Genomic DNA, 18,500 nt, shown 5'->3' on the forward strand with positions numbered 1-18,500 from the left:
GCCGACGCCGCACCAGCGTTCCGCCCCGGCGTCTTCATGACCCCGGGGCGGAATGCGTTATTACACAGGAGCTTTTAATGCCCAAGCAGATCCAGTTCGACGAGCAGGCTCGCCGGGCGCTGGAACGCGGTGTGGACAAGCTGGCCGACGCCGTCAAGGTGACCCTCGGCCCGCGCGGCCGCCACGTGGTCCTGGCCAAGGCCTTCGGTGGCCCCACCGTGACCAACGACGGTGTCACCATCGCGCGTGACATCGACCTCGAGGACCCCTTCGAGAACCTCGGCGCCCAGCTCGTCAAGAGCGTCGCCACCAAGACCAACGACGTCGCGGGCGACGGCACCACCACCGCCACCGTGCTGGCCCAGGCGTTCGTGCGCGCAGGCCTGAAGAACGTCGCCGCGGGCGCCAACCCCATCACGCTCGGCCAGGGCATCGCGCTCGCCGCCGAGAAGGTGTCCGAGGTGCTGCTCGCCGCGGCCACCCCGGTCGAGGGTGCCCAGGCCATCGCCCAGGTCGCCACCGTCTCCTCGCGTGACGAGGAGATCGGCGAGATGGTCGGCAAGGCGCTCACCACCGTCGGCAAGGACGGCGTGGTCACCGTCGAGGAGTCCTCGACCACGCAGACCGAACTCGTCGTCACCGAGGGTGTGCAGTTCGACAAGGGCTACCTCTCGCCCTACTTCCAGACCGACCCCGAGACCCAGCAGGCCGTGCTGGAGGACACCTACGTCCTGCTGCACCGCGACAAGATCAGCTCGCTGCCCGACCTGCTCCCGGTGCTCGAGAAGATCGCCGAGTCCGGCAAGGGCGTGCTGATCGTGGCCGAGGACGTCGACGGCGAAGCGCTGTCGACCCTGGTGGTCAACTCGATCCGCAAGACCATCAAGGCCGTCGCGGTGAAGGCGCCGTTCTTCGGTGACCGCCGCAAGGCGTTCCTCGACGACCTCGCCGTCGTCACCGGTGGCACCGTGATCAATCCCGATCTCGGCGTCACCCTGCGCGAGGCCACCCTCGAGCAGCTCGGCCAGGCGCGTCGCGTCGTCGTCACCAAGGACGAGACCGTCCTCATCGACGGTGCGGGCACCGAGGCCGACATCGCGGCCCGCAGCGCGCAGCTGCGCCGCGAGATCGAGGCCACCGACTCCGACTGGGACCGCGAGAAGCTCGAAGAGCGCCTCGCCAAGCTGGCCGGTGGTGTCGCGGTGATCAAGGTCGGCGCGGCCACCGAGACCGCGCTCAAGGAGCGCAAGTACCGTGTCGACGACGCGGTCGCCGCCGCCAAGGCCGCGGTCGAGGAGGGCATCGTCCCCGGTGGTGGTTCGGCGCTGGTCCAGGCCGCCGCCGCCCTCGTTGAGCTGCGTGACTCGCTGACCGGCGACAAGGCCGTCGGCGTCGAGGTGGTCCGTAAGGGCCTCGAGGCGCCGCTGTTCTGGATCGCCACCAACGCGGGCCTCGACGGTGCCGTGGTGGTCAGCAAGGTGGCCGAGGGCAAGGAGGGCTTCAACGCCGCCACCCTCACCTACGGCGACCTGCTCACCGACGGTGTCGTCGACCCGGTCAAGGTCACCCGTTCGGCCGTGGTGAACGCCGCGTCCGTCGCCCGGATGATCCTGACCACCGAGAGCGCCATCGTGGACAAGCCGGCCGAGGAGGCCGACGACCACGGGCACCACGGTCACGCACACTGACCTGACATGACGAAGGCCCCCTGACCTGTCGGGTCCGGGGGCCTTTCGTTGTGCGCCTAGCTGGCTACGGGTGGTTCTTCGGCCTCGATCGCGGCCAGTAGCCGAGCGCGCAGAGACGGGGGTGGTGGGGTGGCGGTGAGTTCCGAGAGTTCGGTGAGAGCCGCGCGGGTGGCGCGGATCTCGTGCAGAAACTCGGTACACAGGGTGGGGTCTTCGGTATCGATGATGGTCTGGATCGCGTGATGGTCTTCGTCGTCGATCAATCCGAGCGCGACGGTGTGCGCGAGATCGATCTGGGCGTCGTTCATCTCACGTCACCCCCAAACTTTTCTTCAGTCGTGTCAATCCGTCCCGAATACGGGACTTAACGGTCGGTAATCCGATGCCGAGGTGCTGAGCTACCTCCGCATAGGTCCGCCCGCCGTAGTAGGCGAGCGAGATCGCCTCGCGCTGGGTCTCGGTCAATGTCGAGAGCCCGCGCCGGACGGCCTGCTGTTCGAGTCTGCGTTCCACCTCCTCCGTGACCTCGTCGAATTCGTGACCGAGTACCCGGATCCCGTACGCGACCTCGCGCTGGGTGTGGGCTTGCTCGGCACGAACCCGGTCGACCGCGCGGCGGTGGGCCAGCGTCATCAGCCAGGTCACCGCCGACCCCTTGGCGGGGTCGAAACTCGTTGCGGTGCGCCAGATCTGAAGGTAGACCTCCTGCGTCGTCTCCTCGGCGTACCCGGGGTCGTGGAGCACCCGCAGGATCAGGCCGAAGACGCGGGCACAGGTCCGGTCGTACAGTTCGGCAAAGGCTTGCTGGTCGGCAAGGCCGCATCGTTCCAACAGTGCAGCTAGCTCGACTCCTTCGGCCGCGCGTGCGGTAACCGCAGAATCCACGCTCGGTGGGAAGGCTTCGCTTCGGAACCCATTCTGTGTCATCGGTCACGAATGTAGCCCGAGGCTATGACACCCCTGCGAGCGGGGTGCCTCGAATCGGGTGCCAGCTGTTTGCTAGGAATTCGGCGCCCCACGCAGGATGGATGGGAACGGATTTGCGGAGGGTTCCGCGAAGGGCTCTAGACCGCCATGCGCCGCCGGTTGCGGCGGGCGTGCATCTCGCGTTCGGTCTCGGACATGCCACCCCAGATGCCGTAGGGCTCGCTGACCTTCAGGGCGTGGGTGCGGCACTGCATGAGCACGGGGCAGGCCCGGCAGATCTCCTTGGCGCGCATCTCGCGGGCGGTGCGGGCGCGGCCACGTTCGCCGTCGGGGTGGAAGAAGACGGCCGAGTCCTGGCCGCGGCACGAGCCACGCATCTGCCAATCCCAGACGTCGGCGTTCGGACCGGGGAGGTGGGTGGGCATGGGCATGGTGAACTCCTTGTGGTGCGAGCTCGTCAGCGTTGTCGAGCGAGTGGTGCGGCAGGTCAACGCGGCCCCTCGGTTGAGTGGCCGGCTCGACGGTGCCTGACGGTGCCGAGTGGATGGTCGCTGCAATTTCGCGCGGCGCCGTTCCCGGCGATGAGCTACGTTAGGGCTCGGCGGGAAATTCCGTCAATAGTTCCGCGCATTGGTTCAGCAAATCATCAACGCTGAAATTTAACCTGCGAACTGTTTACATTTCACTCCCCGTCCGTCCATACTGTTCGGTTGGCTATGGATGGGTCGAGTTGGTCTGCGGAAGCACACGGCTATTTGCCCTGGTGGCAGCACTTTTCGGTGCATTTCGGGGGCTCGATGCCCCGCTCAGCGCGGTGTGCCGGGTCACAGTGGCTCCCTCGACCGTAACCTCGGACATGGCGCGAAGAGGGCCCTCAGGTTAATTGCGAGAAACGCATGTGAATTCGAGACTTTGCACCGGGGGCATCCGGGAGCGGAGATTTACCTGATGGCAACATCGGCCACGGAAAGAAAAGCTGAACGGTTGCTGCCCGGCCGCGGTCGTGACATATCACGAGAAACGACGAGGACCATCGGGAGCTAGAGTCACCGCGTGCATACTGCGGCCTCATCGGCGGATATCGGTTCCGAAATCCTCGCTTCGACAGCATTCGGTCCCACCCCCGGCCGGGCCGCTGCGCAGTTGCCGGAGCCTGCCGACCCGCGCTCGCGCTGGCACCGTGCGGTCGCCCTCGGTGGGCAGGGCCGCTACGCCGCCGCCCGCGCCGACCTGCGGGTACTCGCCCGCACCCGCCTCGATCCCGGCTTGGCCTCGTTGGTCGAGAGCACCACGGGCTCGCTGCTGCGTCAGCTCGGCTGGCACGGTGCCGCCGCCGCCAACGACGGGCGCGCGGCCCGCCTCGCCTGCGCCGCGACCGGAGCCGCCCGCGCCGAGGCCCTGGCCGACGCCTACACCGGTCTGGCCGCCGACGCGCTCGGCACCGGCCGCCTCGCCCTCGCCACCCGGCTGCTCGGCCGGGTGGAACCGCTGCTCGACGAGGCGCCTGCCCGGGCGCGGGTGCGCTGGCACTGGGTCCGCGCCGAAACCGCGCTGGCCCGCGGCGAATTCGCGCTGGACGACGCCACTCGTGCCGCCGCGCTGGCCGATGGCCTTCCCTCGGTGCGGCACCGGGTGAAATCGGCACTGCTCGTCGCGGCCGCCACCGCCGCGGCGGGAGAGCTCGCGGCGGCCGCGCGACTGGCCGAGAAAATCGACTCTGAGTGCCGTGCCAACGCCCTGCTGCCACTGCGCTGGGCGTGCGCGATGCTGCGCGCCGGAGTGGCTGCGGAGCCACCCGCCGCAGCGGCCGCCGCGAGCGAAGCCGCAGATCACGCGGCACGTATCCGTTCCCTCGGGGGAGACTTCCGTTCGCCCCATCGATGAGGCCGCCCGGCGATCTTCCTGAGAGCACCCTCAGAACAACCCGGGGCCGCTGGCGGGTGATCATCGGGTCGCTATTGTTAGTTCCGTTCCGCCACATCGGTGGAAGCTCGGTCACATGTGACCGCGCCACTCGTAACGCCAGGAAAATCTCTGACGATGACGCATATGGGCGAAGAGTTGGACCTCGCCGTCGCTGCGGCTGCGCAGGGCGACAGGACCGCTTTAGCTCAGGTACTGGAACTGGTCCGTCCCTTGGTGGTTCGCTACTGCAGGGCTCGGATCGGTGCCGCGGAGCGCGGGCAGCTCTCCGCGGACGATGTTGCGCAAGAGGTCTGTTTGGCTGTGATGACCGCCCTGCCCCGCTATCAGGATCAGGGTCGGCCCTTCATGGCCTTCGTGTACGGGATCGCCTCGCACAAGGTCGCCGACGCCCACCGCAATGCCGCCCGTAACAAGGCGGAGGCGATGGCCGAAGTACCAGATGTCATATCCACCGACCACGGACCGGAACAGCGAGCTCTCGACTCGGAGACCAGCAGGCAGATGAACACTCTGCTCGCCACGCTCCCCGAGAAACATCGGGAAATCCTGATCTTGCGACTGGTGATGGGTCTGTCAGCAGAGGAAACCGCAGTCGCCGTGGGCAGCACGGCGGGGGCGATACGGGTGGCCCAGCACAGGGCACTCGCAAAACTGAAGTCACAAGTGGCGAGGGCAGGTGAAATGTATGGCTAGGGATGGCGAGCGCGGTCGAGGCGACCGGAAGGTTTGGCGTGGGTCGCACGACAGCGGTCCCTACGCCGCCGAGGGTGCCGGCGATTCCGGTCCGGTCGACATTGCGGCGGTGCGCAGCGACGATGCGCTGATCGACGCGATCGCGAGCGACGGACCGGTGCATACCGACAGCACCGAGGAGTTCCAGCTGGCGTCACTGCTCGCGGATTGGCGGGCCGATCTGTTGGCCGAGCCGATGCCGGCGGGCCCCGATCTCGACACCGTCTTCGCGGCGGTCGATCAGGAGATCGGTGCCAGGCAGGTTCGAACCGGAGCCTCCTCGCGCGGACGTCTGCGTCTGGTCCGGCCCCTGTTGGGGTCCGCCGCGGCACTCGCCGTGGTGTTCGGCGGTATCACGGCGTTCTCCTACAGTGCGGCACCCGGTGATCCGCTGTGGCGGGTCAAGGAAGTCGTGTTCAGCGAACAGGCACAGACCACCGTCGTGGCTCGCGCCGACGACGACCTGGCCGCCGCGCAGAACATGATCGCCGCGGGCAATCCGGAACAGGCTCGCGCCAAGCTGGAGCAGGCCTCGGCGACCGCCGATCAGGTCAGCGACCCGAAGAAGCGCGAGGATCTGCTGGCTCGCTGGAACCTGCTGCGCGATCAGCTGGTGAAGCAGGCACCCGAACTCGGGTCGCTGCTGCCGCCCGCGCCGCTGCCGGGCACCACCGCGCCGTCCTCGTCGCCGTCCGCACCTTCTCCGTCGCCGGCCAAGCCGGGGACCACCGATCCCGCGGCGCCGATCGATCCGGGCAACTCGGGAACGACCGATCCGACCGTGCCGCCGGAGATCATGCTGACGCCTGCTCCGGAGACCGTCGACCCCCGCCCGACCGAGCCGTCCCCACCACCGGTGACCACGGTGCCACCGACTCCGCCGCCGGTCACCGTCGAACCGACCCAGCCCCCGACGACCATCGCAGAACCGCCGCCGACCGCTCCGACGGCGGTTCCGCCGACGCCGCAGGTCCCGACGGCCGTTCCGACCATGACGATTCTGCCGCTGCCCGGCACCCCCTGATCGACACGAAAGAGGCCCCGAACCACAGTGGTTCGGGGCCTCTTTCGTGTTGTCTGTATCGGTAGCCGTCCGGCGCGTGCGCGACTCACGCGGGACCGCACGTGCTCGGTCCGCCGATCAGTGAGCGCTCAGTTGTCGAACCCGTCGAACCCGTCGCCGTGGAAGGCCTCGTTCATCGAGGCGTCCGCGTAGCCGCGGCAGTAGTCCCAGGTGACGTACGCCTCGGGCGTCGGGTCGTAGGCGGGCTCGTGCGGCCGGACGGTGCCGTCGACGAGTAGCTGCAGCAGGTTCGCCCGCAGCATGTCCCAGTCGTGGTAGTGATCTTGCCGACAGTCCTCGCAGCTGACGACGAGCCCGCGGATGCCACGATGGGCGAGCAGGGCTTCGTAGACGGCGAGGTCGGCGAGATCTTCCTCGACCGCGAGGCGCTCATGTGGATCCAGCGGCTCACCGGGCTCGATGGCATCGAGCGCGGCAGACGGGTCGGAGGGGTCTCCGGCGAAGGGATCCGGCGGCAGGCCAGGTGGTAGATGGTCACGCACAACCCCACGGTACGCAGTACTTGGTGGTCTGCGCCAGCGATGCACCTGGCAAGTTTTGCGCGAGGGCTCACTGCACAGCGTGTCATGGCCGCCCGATACCATGGAATGCAGGCGTCGGCGAGCTTGTTCTCACCGACCATCAAGCTTTCCGCTCAGCACCGGCGCGCGTTGTCTCCAGCGTCGGTACTCCGACGACCAGGAGGGGTCGATCCGAATGAGTAATCCCGTGTCGGGCGAACGAATCGCGGTGCGCCCTCCTACGGGTGGCGACGATCCGAACAAGATCGCCATGCTCGGCCTCACGTTCGACGACGTGCTGTTGCTGCCTGCCGCCTCGGATCTCATCCCCAGCTCCGTCGAGACCTCCAGCAGGCTCACGCGTGACATCACGCTGCGCACCCCGCTGGTGAGTTCGGCCATGGACACCGTCACCGAGGCGCGCATGGCGATCGCCATGGCGCGTGCGGGCGGCATGGGTGTGCTGCACCGCAACCTGTCGGCCGCCGATCAGGCTGCCCAGGTGGAGACCGTGAAGCGGTCCGAGGCGGGCATGGTGACCGACCCGGTCACCTGTCGTCCCAACGACACTCTCGCCGACGTGGACGCCATGTGCGCCCGTTTCCGCATCTCGGGCCTGCCCGTGGTGGACGAGACCGGTTCGCTCGTCGGCATCATCACCAACCGCGACATGCGCTTCGAGGTCGATCAGGACCGCCGCGTCGACGAGGTGATGACCAAGGCGCCGCTGATCACCGCCCAGGAGGGTGTCACCGCCGAGGCCGCGCTCGGTCTGCTGCGCCGCCACAAGATCGAGAAGCTGCCCATCGTCGACGGCAACGGCCGCCTGCGCGGGCTCATCACGGTCAAGGACTTCGTCAAGACCGATCAGTACCCCAACGCCACCAAGGACCGCGACGGCCGCCTGCTCGTCGGTGCGGCGATCGGTGTGGGTGAGGACTCCTGGTCGCGCGCGATGACCCTGGCCGACGCGGGCGTCGACGTGCTGATCGTCGACACCGCGCACGGGCACCAGTCGCAGGTGCTGCAGATGGTCGCCAAGGTGAAGGCCGAAGTGGGCGACCGCATCCAGGTCGTCGGCGGCAACGTCGCCACCCGGGCCGGTGCCGCCGCGCTCGTCGAGGCGGGCGTCGACGCTGTCAAGGTGGGTGTCGGTCCCGGCTCCATCTGCACCACCCGCGTGGTGGCCGGTGTCGGTGCGCCGCAGATCACCGCGATCCTCGAGGCCGTCGCCGCGTGCAAGCCCGCCGGTGTCCCGGTGATCGCCGACGGTGGCGTGCAGTACTCCGGCGATGTGGCCAAGGCCATCGCCGCCGGTGCGTCGACGGTGATGCTCGGTTCGCTGCTCGCGGGCACCGCCGAGTCGCCCGGCGATCTGATCCTGGTGAACGGCAAGCAGTTCAAGAGCTACCGAGGCATGGGTTCGCTGGGCGCGATGCAGGGCCGCGGCCAGGCCAAGTCCTACTCCAAGGACCGCTACTTCCAGGACGACGTGCTCGCCGAGGACAAGCTGGTCCCCGAGGGCATCGAGGGCCGCGTCCCGTTCCGTGGCCCGGTGAACCAGGTGATCCACCAGCTCGTCGGCGGCCTGCGCGCCGCGATGGGCTACACCGGTTCGCAGAACATCGAGCACCTCCAGGGCGCCCAGTTCGTGCAGATCACCGCCGCGGGCCTCAAGGAGAGCCACCCGCACGACATCACCATGACCGTCGAGGCCCCGAACTACACCGGCCGCGGCTGAGTACAATAGATGCGTTTGTGCGCCGGGGGGTACGCTCCCGGCGCACAGCCATGCAAGCCGTCAGGTTTGTGAAAACGCGCGCACACGCGCGCCCGGACACAGGGAGCAACTGTGCGTGACATGGTGGAAATCGGGATGGGTCGGGTCGCTCGGCGGACCTACGAGCTGGACGACGTGGACATCGTGCCCTCGCGGCGGACGCGGTCGTCGAAGCAGGTCTCGCTGGCCTGGCAGCTCGACGCCTACCGCTTCGAGATCCCCGTGCTCGCGCACCCCACCGATGCGCTGGTCTCGCCGGAGTTCGCGATCGAGCTCGGGCGCCGTGGTGGCCTCGGTGTCATCAACGGTGAGGGTCTGTGGGCTCGGCACGCCGATGTGCAGGCCAAGATCGATCAGCTCATCGATCTGGTCGACAAGGGGGGTTACGAACGCGCGATCTCCTTACTCCAGGAACTGCACGCCGCCCCGATGCAGCCCGACCTGCTCGCCGCCGCCGTGGCCCAGGTGCGCGCCGCCGGGGTGACCACCGCCGTGCGGGTGAGCCCGCAGAACGCCCGCGCGCTCACCCCCGCGCTGGTGCAGGCCGGTGTCGAGCTGCTGGTCGTGCAGGGCACCATCATCTCCGCCGAGCACGTCGGTGACGGCGAACCGCTCAACCTCAAGACCTTCATCGCCGAACTCGATGTGCCGGTCGTGGCCGGTGGCGTGAGCGATCACCGCACCGCCCTGCACCTGATGCGCACGGGTGCGGCGGGCGTCATCGTCGGATACGGCTCCTTCCCGGGTGCGACCACCACCGGCGAGGTGCTCGGTATCGGTGTGCCGATGGCCACGGCCATCGCCGACGCCGCCGCCGCGCGCCGCGACTACCTCGACGAGACCGGCGGCCGGTACGTGCACGTGATCGCCGACGGTGACGTGGCCACCTCCGGCCAGCTGGCCAAGGCCATCGCCTGCGGCGCCGACGCCGTGATGCTCGGTGTGCCGCTGTCGGTGTCGGCCGAGGCTCCGGGGCACGGCTGGTACTGGCCCTCGGCCACCGCGCACCCCTCGGTGCCGCGCGGTTCGTTCCTGCCGGTCGACGAGTCGTGGCTCGACGGCCCCGACGGCGCCACCGACCGCCCCAGCCTCGAGCGCGTCCTCTACGGCCCCTCCGACGACCCGTTCGGTTCGCTGAACCTGGTCGGTGGTCTGCGCCGCTCGATGGCCAAGGCCGGTTACTCCGACCTCAAGGAATTCCAGAAGGTCGGGCTCAGCGTCCGCTAACGGACGTGGGCCAGTGACACTCGTTCGCGCAGGAACCGGCCGATGGCGGCATTGACCGGTTCCGCGTGGGTCATCGTGACACCGAGGCGGGCGCCGTCGATCTCCACGTAGGTGGAGGCGGTGAGGCCGTCGGCGAGCATGCGGGCCCTTTTCCCGGCGATACCGCTGTGGGTGGCGTGGATGACCAGCGCCGGGCAGGTGATCTCGGACAGCCGTTCGAGCACCGAGTCGCGCCCCAGCAGGCAGCCGACGGCGGCGTCGAGCCCGTTGTGCGCGTCGCCGACCCAGCGGCGGGTCCAGATCTCGCGGTAGTGGTTGTCGTCGCCGATGAGCCAGTCGGCGAGCTGGGTGGCGGCTTCCTCGCGGGAACCCCGGTCGTGCCATTCGTCGAGGAAACGCTGTGTGGCGGTGGACTGTTCACGGGTGGGCCCGTGGGCTTCGGTGCTGATGAGGATGAGCGCGGCCACCCGTTCGGGGGCGACGAGCGCGGTGCGTAACGCGGTGAACCCGCCCTGGGCGGTGCCGCCGACGATCGCGCGTTCGACGCCGAGCGCGTCGAGCACGGTCAGCGCGTCGCGGGCGGCGGTCCAGTAGGTGAACGGCAGTCGCTGGTCCCTGGTGCGGCCGTGGCCGCGCGCGTCCCACGCGACGACCCGGAATTCGGGGGCGAGTGCCGCCTGCTGTGCCTCGAACATGGTGCGGTCCATGAAGAATTCGTGGGCGAGCAACACCACCGGACCCGTGCCACCGCTGTCCTCGTAGTAGATGTCGGCATCGATCGCGCGGGCGAATGGCACGAGCACGAGGATAGCCAGCACCACCCGGCCCCGCGCAAGGAATCACGGTGCGTCGTGGTCTGTCACAGCGTGGCGCGACACGGGCATAGATGCCCCGTGCTCGGCCGTCTGTCACCCTCACTAAACTGGGCAGGTGGCAGAAACTCAGAGACCGGTCCTCGTCGTCGACTTCGGCGCACAGTACGCACAGCTGATCGCCCGCCGGGTGCGTGAGGCCAGGGTGTTCTCCGAGGTCATTCCGCACACCATGACGGTCGAGGAGATCGCCGAGAAGCAGCCGCTCGCGGTGATCCTGTCCGGCGGCCCGTCCAGCGTGTACGCCGAGGGCGCCCCGCAGCTCGACGCGCGGCTGTTCGACCTCGACGTGCCCGTGTTCGGCATCTGCTACGGCTTCCAGGCCATGGCCCAGGCCCTCGGCGGCACCGTCGCGCACACCGGCACCCGCGAATACGGCCGCACCGAGCTCAATATCGACGGTGGTGTGCTGCACGGCGGCCTGCCGACGATCCAGCCGGTGTGGATGAGCCACGGCGACGCCGTGACCGACGCGCCCGAGGGGTTCGAGGTCACCGGCACCACCGCGGGTGCGCCGGTCGCCGCGTTCGAGGACCGCGCGCGCAAGCTCGCCGGTGTGCAGTACCACCCCGAGGTGCTGCATTCCCCGCACGGCCAGCAGGTACTGAGCCGCTTCCTGCACGAGCTGGCGGGCATTCCCGCGGCGTGGACCCCGGCCAATATCGCCGAGGCCCTGATCGAGGACGTGCGCGCCCAGATCGGTGACGGCCACGCCATCTGCGGGCTGTCCGGCGGTGTCGACTCCGCCGTCGCCGCCGCGCTGGTGCAGCGTGCCATCGGCGACCGGCTCACCTGTGTGTTCGTCGACCACGGTCTGTTGCGCGCGGGCGAGCGCGAGCAGGTGCAGCACGATTTCGTCGCCGCGACCGGGGCCAAGCTGGTCACCGTCGACGCGGTCGACAAGTTCCTCGGTGAACTGAAGGGCGTCTCCGACCCGGAGGAGAAGCGCAAGATCATCGGCCGCGAGTTCATCCGGTCCTTCGAGGACGCGGTGGCAGGCATCGTCGCCGAACAGGGTGGCGACGGGACGGCACCGAAGGTCGAGTTCCTGGTGCAGGGCACGCTGTACCCGGATGTGGTCGAGTCCGGTGGGGGCGCCGGCACCGCCAACATCAAGAGCCACCACAATGTCGGCGGCTTGCCCGACGATCTCGAGTTCGAGCTGGTCGAGCCGCTGCGGTTGCTGTTCAAGGACGAGGTCCGCGCGGTGGGTCGTGAACTCGGCCTGCCCGAGGAAATCGTCGCGCGCCAGCCGTTCCCCGGCCCCGGCCTGGCCATCCGCATCGTCGGCGAGGTGACCGCCGACCGGCTCGACCTGCTGCGTCAGGCCGACGCCATCGCCCGCGAGGAGCTCACCGCCGCCGGCTTGGACAAGCAGATCTGGCAGTGCCCGGTGGTGCTGCTCGCCGATGTCCGCTCGGTGGGTGTGCAGGGTGACGGCCGCACCTACGGTCATCCGATCGTGTTGCGCCCGGTGTCGAGCGAGGACGCGATGACCGCGGACTGGACCCGCCTGCCCTACGACGTGCTCGAACGCATCTCCACCCGCATCACCAACGAGGTGGCCGAGGTGAACCGCGTAGTGCTCGACGTGACGAGCAAGCCGCCGGGCACCATCGAGTGGGAGTGAGTCAGGCCGGTCGCGGTCGCGGCACCGCCTGGGTGAGCAGCAGCCTGCCCAGGAGGTAGCCACCGTTCTGCGGTCGGTGGGTGATCGGTGGCAGTGCTTTCGCCACGGGAGTAGCCTGCCGGTCTGCGGAATTCGCCATAGCCGTTGCCCTTCAACAGAAATGGCCCGTCTGATGACGGGCCATTTCTCGTTCCGATGTCGTTGTTCTCGTCAGTGTCGTTTGCGGCGGGGGGAGAGGACGAGCAGCAGGCCGACGATGCTGGCCACGATCACCACGCCCCAGCCCATCGGTACGATGCCGCCGCCGTCGGGAGTCGGTGCGCCGAGCAGGGCCCACACGCTCACCGCCAGGGCGAGCAGACCGGTGACGAGCAGGGAAAAGGCCGGGCGGCGTTCGGTTTTCGTCGAGTCAGCCACGGGTCACCTCCACGTCGCCGAGGTGCATCGTGATGTGCAGGTCGAGGACCGGTGCGCCGGGGGTGTTGGGTCCGCTCAGGCCCTCGTCGCACGGGTTGTCGGCGACGCGGATGTCGCAGGTGGTGTTCACCGTCATCCCTTCTGGCAGCATGATTTTCGTATCGCCGATGTTCACCGCGACTTCGACGCTTCGTGATTCGGTGAGGGTGAGGCCGCGCAGATCCAATGTGCCCGAACCGATGTCGAGGGCGTAGCGGGGCTGCAGTTCCTGCACGGAGGTGGGTGCCCACACGCGGTCGCCCACATTGCCGCTGTTCTCGAAGTCGATCGGCCCGATCAGCGAGGCCAGCAGGACGAAGCCGGCCAGCGGTGCGGTGAGGACGAGCAGTCCGTAGCCGCGCCGCAGGAACGCGCCTGCGACGAGGCCGAGGCCGACGACGGCCAGGGCGAAGGCGGCGATGCGGGCGGGGGTCATCCATTCGACGCCCGACGCGGCGGCCGCACCCGCTGCCGCGGCGGCGAGGATGGCCAGGCCGATGGTGATCGGCGTCAGCCGGGAGCGCGGACGTTTCGGTGGTGGCGGGGCGACCGGGGCGAAGGTGGGGACGGCTTCGGGGAGTTCCCAGGCCAGCGGGGCCACGGCCAGGGGATCCCAGCCGGGTGGCACCTGGGCGCGTAGGTGGGGGCTGCCCGGGGTTTTGGGCAGGATCGCGGTGTCGCCGATCGTCGACAGGCCGGTCGGTTCAGCGTGTGCGGCCGGCTCGGGTTTCGCGAGATCGACGATTGATCGGTCGTCGCCGGACTCGTGCCCTGCGGTCGGTGTTGTGTCCGCCGTCGGCGCCGGTCGGAGGCGGGCGTCTGCTGCCTCTCGGTTGTCCACGACCGCTCCCGAGGCCTCCTGGAGGCCGGCGTCTGTTGTCGGCGTCGCCCCGAATTCGTCAGGTTTCGGTGCGTCCGCGAGTTCTGCGTCGATGGGCGCGGAAGGGCGAGCATCGGTGTGCTCGGAAGGGGCAGTGCTGCCGGTGGATTCGGCATCTTCCGTGGCGGGCACGGTTTCGCCGACGGTGGTCGACGACTGTGGTGGCACAGCGTCGCTGTGCTTGTGCAGTGCTACCGTCTCGGCCTCGTCGACCCGGAGCAACGGCATGGATTCCGCTGTCGCCGCGCGGTTTTCCGTGCGGGGGAGCACGGTCGTGGCCGGATCCGGGACGTAGGCGTCGGGGAGTTTGGTGTACGGCGTGTACATCCCCTCGGCGGTGTACGGGTACATCGCATTCGGGTAGCCTGCGCCCGGGTAACCGGTGGTGCCGAGCGGGGCGGGACGGCTGTCGAAGCCGGCGGGCAACTCGGGATGACGCAGATAGAGCATCCACCACCCGGCCAGCATCAGACCCATGCTGATCACGCCGCCACCGCCGAGCCCCAACCCCATCGGGCCCATGGTCGACACCGCGATGGCCAGCGCCACGATCAACACGATCGTCTTCGTCTGCGAATGCGACCCACGCCCGCTGAGCGACTCGGCCGCCGACGCTTCGTTGCCCGCGGAGCCGAGCACCAGCCACGCCAGCAGATACAGGATGATCCCCGCCCCGCCGAAAATGGTCGACACCACGAACGCCACCCGCAACAGCACCGGATCCACGCCGTAGCGCAACCCGAACCCGGCGGCCACACCGGCGATCGGCCCCTGCCGGGGCAGCCGGACGGGCCGCGTGTGCCACATCTGCTGAACCTGATCGCCGAAGCTCGTTCTGCTCATGGGTTCCATGGTGTGCTGCGCGACCCCTCGCCCGCATCGGGGGGAACCCTGAAAAATGCCCGGGGTTCAGGAACAGGGTGCGCGGTAGGGGCCGTTGGTGACATGCGTGCGCCAGACCGCGTGGGTGAGTATGCCGGTGCTCGCGCAGATGCGGGTGGCGACGGCTTCGGGGTCGAGGTCCCAAACGCCGAGCTGTCCGTCGTCGGTGAGGAGCACGAGCTGTTCGCCGCGTGGGTGCAGGACGACCACTCGGCGGCGGCCGTCGGCAGGACCGATCGGGCCGGTGCGGTGGCGTGGCGTGCGTGGGTCGGCGATGTCCCACAGGTTGGTGGTCCCGGTTCTGCTCGACACGGCCAGTCCGGTACCGCCCGCGGTACCGGAGATCCACGTGATCGGGGCGATCTCGGTACGCGCCGCGTCGACGAGCGGGGTGAACGATTCCAGGTGATCGGTATCCCACAGGCCGAACTGGTCACCTCGGGTAATGGTGAGGACTCGGCGACCGGGGACGAATTCGGACGGCCAGAAGGACTCGTTCAGGTCCACCTCGGTGTCGACGACGAGCTGTGGGTGTGCCGGATCATCCAGATTCCAGATTTGGCGGAAGACGCGGAATTTCTCCTGGCGTCCATCTCCTTGGAGTAGCCGCACCGTCAGCCGGCTGCCGTCGGTGCTGAAACTGGCGTCGGCGAGTTCTCTCTCCCCTGCGGTGATCGGTGGTCCGAGGGGTGTGGGCGCGGTGCGGTCGGCGACGTCCCACACCTGGCCCGTCGTGCGATCGTCGACCAGCATCCGGTTTCCCTCGACCACCGAGAATTCACCTTGGCCGAGCGGCCACGCGGGCAGCATGCGCGGGTGACGTGGGTCTTCGAGATCGAACACGACGCGCCGCCTGCCCTGCCGGTCGTGCGCTGTCAGGGTCCGACCGTCCGGGCTCAGCGCGGGTTCGGTCAGCCCCGGTATCGCGGGAATGGTCGCCGTTCTGACCGGCTGCCGGATGTCGGTGGTATCCCAGACGGTAATCTCGCCGCCCCGGGTGAGTACGGCCATGCGGTTGCCGGAGCGGTCGAAGACAGGGGCTGTCGGCTCCGGTGCCTTCGCCGGGATATCGATGGTCGAGCGGGGCAATGTCCAGACGCGCAGCAGACCGTCGTCACCGGCGCCGATCAGTATCGGTTCGCCGGGGAGGAAAAGCATGGTGCTGGGGCCTCCGCCGCACGGGGAGTACCACACTCGGGGGCACGCGGTCGGGCTCACGGCGAGCGGGCGCCCGGTTTGGGTGGGTTGGGTCGGATCGGCGATATTCCACAGCCGCGCGGCTTCCTCGGAGCCCGTGGCGAGAAGGTTTCCGCCGGGATGGAAGGCGAGGGAAGTCAGGTCGTCGTTCGCCACCCTGGTGGACGCACCGAAGGCGCGCGGACGGGCCGACTCGGTGGTATCGAAGAGCTGCAACTGGCTCGACGGCGCACTGTCTGTGCCGCCCACTCTGTGTGTGCCGACAGCCAGCCGGGTTCCGTCCGGGCTGAGTGCGACGGCCTTCAGATACTCCCCAGCCTGGGTGGATATCGGTTCACCGAGGGGCTGGGCGGTCGCGGTATCCCACATCTGCACGGTGTCCGGGACGGCGATGCCCATGGTTTGGGTGCCCAGCGCGAATGTTGTTCCACCGGCCCCGAATTCGACGGTGTGGTTGTCTCCGGACAGCGCTCTGGTCGCGGTGCGCACGGGATGTGACCGATCGCGCACGTCCCACAGACTCAACGTCGAGGCGGTGATCTGCGCGAGTCTGGTTCCGGTCGGGTCGACAGCGATCTGCTGGGCGCGGGCGGGGTCGAGCGTGTGGACAAGTCGGGGGGCTTCGGGGTCGGCGATATCCCACAGCTGGGTACCGGAGCCGCCGAGGGTGACCGCGTCCGTGCTGCCCGGAACGAAGACGAGCTCATCGAAGTCAGTGCCGAGTGCAGTGGGCAGGCGCCGAGGTCGCGCGGGATCGTTCAGGTTCCAGAAGGCCGCCTCGCCGCGGTAGTCGATCGAGACGAGCAGTGCGTCGGCCCGACGGAAGGCGAGCGTATCGACCAACTCGGTATGCGCGGGCACCGCGACAGCGAGCGGCGAGTCCTGGCTGTTCAGCAGCAGATTGCGGGTCATGTCGTCGGGTCGGAGCCGGTACGCGGCCAGCAGGAATTGGGACGAGAGAGACGGGTCGGTGGTTCCGGTGCGTTGGGCGGCGGCGACCAGCTCGGCATAGTCGCGGTCGAGTGCCCGTTGGTCGGCGAGCCGGGTGCGGTCGAAGGCGATCACACCGGTCGCGAGCAGAGCGAACACCACCATGATCGCCACGATCCGCCGTCGGTTGCCATTGCGCGCCGCCCGCCGTGAGGCTTGTAGAAAGGCGCGGACCTGTGGGTTGTCGCGCGTGCGCCCGACGTGTTCGCGCGCCCGGTCGAGCCTGGTACCCCGATACAGCAGCGCCGGATCCTGTCTGGCGACTGTCCATTCGGTCGCGTCGCGCTCGAGCCGTTGGCGGACCGCGTGCCCGACCCGGTCGGCATCGATCCAGCCGCGCAATCGTGGCCAGGCCGTGAGCACGATTTCGTGGGTGAGCTGTACGGAGCTGGCGTCGACGGTGACGATTCGGCTGGCGGCGAGCACGTCGAGCGCTTGTGCAGCCGCCTCGGAATTTCCACTGCGACCGAGCAATTCGACGCGGTCGACGGTGCGGCGGGTGTCGCGGGTGTCCTGCCCGACGGTCACCAGTGCCCCGAGCAGTTCCTGGGCGGCGAGCTGCTGTGCCCCGGTCAGTTCGCTCCACGCGAGTTCGGCGGTCTCGGCGACCGACCCCGCGACCCCACCGGCCTTGCGGTAACCGGCTACGGTGAGCTTGCGCCCCTCCCGCTGCTGCCAGGTCGCGGCCATCACGTGTGACAGCAGCGGCAGTGCGCCGGGGTCGTAGCCATCGGAATGCTCACCGAGCCCGCGCAATTCAGCCAGGACCAGTTCGGCCAATCCCGGTTCGAGGGTGAGTCCGGCGGCGTCGGCGGGGCCGGTGATCGCGCGCGACACCTCGTCCATCGACATGGCGCCGAGGAGATAACTGGTGTGCTGCAAGCTGTTCCGCAGCACCGGATAGTGCAGGCACTGTTCGTAGAAGTCGGCGCGCAGTGCCACGACGACGGTGCGTGGTCCGGTGCCGCCGAGTTCGGCGAGCGAGGTGAGGAACGCGGAGCGCTCGGCGTCGTCGGAGCAGAGGGTGAACAGCTCCTCGAACTGGTCGACGATCAGCACCGCCGGGTCTTCGCGCAGCGCCGTGGCGAGGGCGGTGGCCGGTGTCGCGCCCGGTGTCATGGTGACGGCTGCCAGGTCGATGGCCGGGCGCAGACCCGCGGCGAGCAGCGAGGACTTGCCCGCCCCCGACGCCCCGATCAGCACGACGATGCCCGTGGTGTCGCGGACCAGCGCGGCGAAATCGGCGGTGGCCTGCTCGCGTCCGAAGAACAAGGTGTGCTCCTCGGGTCGGTAGGCGCGCAGGCCGGGGTACGGGCAGGTGTGGTCGTCGCCCGCCGTCGCCGTCCAGGTGACCGATTCCTGCCACAGCCGTCGCCATTCGTGCGGGTCGGCCAGTGTTCTCGGCAGGTCGCGCTGTGCCTTCTCGGTCATCTCGACGAGCGTGAGGACCACGGGCAGCAGGGATTCGAAACGGGCGGGAACATTGCGACCGGCTTTCCAGTCGCTGATCCGCTGCGCCGACGGCGTGCCCGACTGGGCGCCGCGCATGCGCCGCTCGGTGGCCGCGGCGACCCGGCGCAGGGTCGGATTGCCCGCCGCGGCGTAGAGCTCGCCGAATCGCTGGGCGAAAAGCGCACGTGGCGACGAGATCTCGCTGTCGACGACAGTCAACGAACCCCCCGTTCGATGAAGAGTTGACCACCGCGATGATATTCGCCCGGCTCGGGAA

15 protein-coding genes are annotated in these 18,500 nt (G+C 68.8%); 7 read left to right on the forward strand and 8 right to left on the reverse strand.

Features of this window, described 5'->3' with window-relative positions; genetic code table 11:
• Nucleotides 1–77 precede the first annotated feature (77 nt).
• Complete coding sequence (gene groL / locus ACWEVR_RS01555; protein ID WP_452465388.1) at nt 78–1,688, forward strand: chaperonin GroEL; 1,611 nt, start codon at nt 78–80, stop codon at nt 1,686–1,688.
• 56 nt (nt 1,689–1,744) lie between these two features.
• On the opposite strand, the gene ACWEVR_RS01560 is transcribed toward groL, so the two are convergent.
• The 3 genes from ACWEVR_RS01560 to ACWEVR_RS01570 all read right to left on the reverse strand — a co-directional run bounded on the left by ACWEVR_RS01560 (nt 1,745) and on the right by ACWEVR_RS01570 (nt 3,046).
• Complete coding sequence (locus tag ACWEVR_RS01560) at nt 1,745–1,996, reverse strand: RskA family anti-sigma factor (protein WP_067490887.1); 252 nt, start codon at nt 1,994–1,996, stop codon at nt 1,745–1,747.
• A gap of 1 nt (nt 1,997) precedes the next feature.
• Entirely contained in the window at nt 1,998–2,573 is a 576-nt protein-coding gene (locus ACWEVR_RS01565; protein WP_067490885.1) for a sigma-70 family RNA polymerase sigma factor, read from the reverse strand.
• Nucleotides 2,574–2,752: 179 nt separating this feature from the next.
• The gene (locus ACWEVR_RS01570) at nt 2,753–3,046 is read right to left on the reverse strand and encodes a WhiB family transcriptional regulator (protein WP_022567299.1); all 294 of its coding nucleotides are present in this window, start codon (nt 3,044–3,046) and stop codon (nt 2,753–2,755) included.
• Nucleotides 3,047–3,668: 622 nt separating this feature from the next.
• Here ACWEVR_RS01570 and ACWEVR_RS01575 point away from each other — a divergent pair.
• From ACWEVR_RS01575 to ACWEVR_RS01585, 3 genes are all read left to right on the forward strand, one after another.
• Nucleotides 3,669–4,499: a hypothetical protein gene (locus tag ACWEVR_RS01575; RefSeq protein ID WP_452465389.1), complete on the forward strand. Its 831-nt coding sequence runs from the start codon at nt 3,669–3,671 to the stop codon at nt 4,497–4,499.
• A 156-nt stretch (nt 4,500–4,655) separates the two neighbouring features.
• Nucleotides 4,656–5,234 (forward strand): sigma-70 family RNA polymerase sigma factor, encoded by a 579-nt coding sequence (locus tag ACWEVR_RS01580; protein WP_067490881.1) that lies wholly within the window; start codon nt 4,656–4,658, stop codon nt 5,232–5,234.
• A gap of 109 nt (nt 5,235–5,343) precedes the next feature.
• Nucleotides 5,344–6,297, forward strand: coding sequence for an anti-sigma-D factor RsdA (locus ACWEVR_RS01585; RefSeq protein WP_452465390.1), 954 nt, complete (start codon nt 5,344–5,346; stop codon nt 6,295–6,297).
• A gap of 128 nt (nt 6,298–6,425) precedes the next feature.
• On the opposite strand, the gene ACWEVR_RS01590 is transcribed toward ACWEVR_RS01585, so the two are convergent.
• A complete protein-coding gene (locus tag ACWEVR_RS01590; protein ID WP_022567296.1) occupies nt 6,426–6,839 on the reverse strand; it encodes a DUF5319 domain-containing protein in 414 nt (137 codons plus the stop codon).
• A gap of 214 nt (nt 6,840–7,053) precedes the next feature.
• On the opposite strand from ACWEVR_RS01590, the gene guaB reads away from it, so the two are divergent.
• Together guaB and ACWEVR_RS01600 are read left to right on the forward strand one after the other, a co-directional pair.
• Complete coding sequence (gene guaB / locus ACWEVR_RS01595; RefSeq protein ID WP_067490877.1) at nt 7,054–8,598, forward strand: IMP dehydrogenase; 1,545 nt, start codon at nt 7,054–7,056, stop codon at nt 8,596–8,598.
• 111 nt (nt 8,599–8,709) lie between these two features.
• The gene (locus tag ACWEVR_RS01600; protein WP_067490875.1) at nt 8,710–9,864 is read left to right on the forward strand and encodes a GuaB3 family IMP dehydrogenase-related protein; all 1,155 of its coding nucleotides are present in this window, start codon (nt 8,710–8,712) and stop codon (nt 9,862–9,864) included.
• On the opposite strand, the gene ACWEVR_RS01605 is transcribed toward ACWEVR_RS01600, so the two are convergent.
• On the reverse strand, nt 9,861–10,661 hold the full coding sequence (locus ACWEVR_RS01605; RefSeq protein ID WP_452465391.1) for an alpha/beta fold hydrolase: 801 nt from the start codon (nt 10,659–10,661) through the stop codon (nt 9,861–9,863). The two genes, ACWEVR_RS01600 and ACWEVR_RS01605, sit on opposite strands and share 4 nt — an antisense overlap.
• 133 nt (nt 10,662–10,794) lie before the next feature.
• Between ACWEVR_RS01605 and guaA the strand changes: the two genes are divergently transcribed.
• Nucleotides 10,795–12,366, forward strand: a complete 1,572-nt coding sequence (gene guaA / locus ACWEVR_RS01610; RefSeq protein ID WP_452465392.1) for a glutamine-hydrolyzing GMP synthase — start codon at nt 10,795–10,797, stop codon at nt 12,364–12,366.
• A gap of 210 nt (nt 12,367–12,576) precedes the next feature.
• On the opposite strand, the gene ACWEVR_RS01615 is transcribed toward guaA, so the two are convergent.
• From ACWEVR_RS01615 to ACWEVR_RS01625, 3 genes are all read right to left on the reverse strand, one after another.
• Entirely contained in the window at nt 12,577–12,783 is a 207-nt protein-coding gene (locus ACWEVR_RS01615; protein ID WP_452465393.1) for a hypothetical protein, read from the reverse strand.
• Nucleotides 12,776–14,545: a PspC domain-containing protein gene (locus ACWEVR_RS01620; protein ID WP_452465394.1), complete on the reverse strand. Its 1,770-nt coding sequence runs from the start codon at nt 14,543–14,545 to the stop codon at nt 12,776–12,778. Before ACWEVR_RS01620 ends, ACWEVR_RS01615 begins: the two co-directional genes overlap by 8 nt.
• A gap of 66 nt (nt 14,546–14,611) precedes the next feature.
• A complete protein-coding gene (locus tag ACWEVR_RS01625) occupies nt 14,612–18,442 on the reverse strand; it encodes an nSTAND1 domain-containing NTPase (protein ID WP_452465395.1) in 3,831 nt (1,276 codons plus the stop codon).
• Nucleotides 18,443–18,500 lie beyond the last annotated feature (58 nt).

The sequence above is a fragment of the Nocardia sp. NPDC003979 genome (assembly GCF_053605015.1).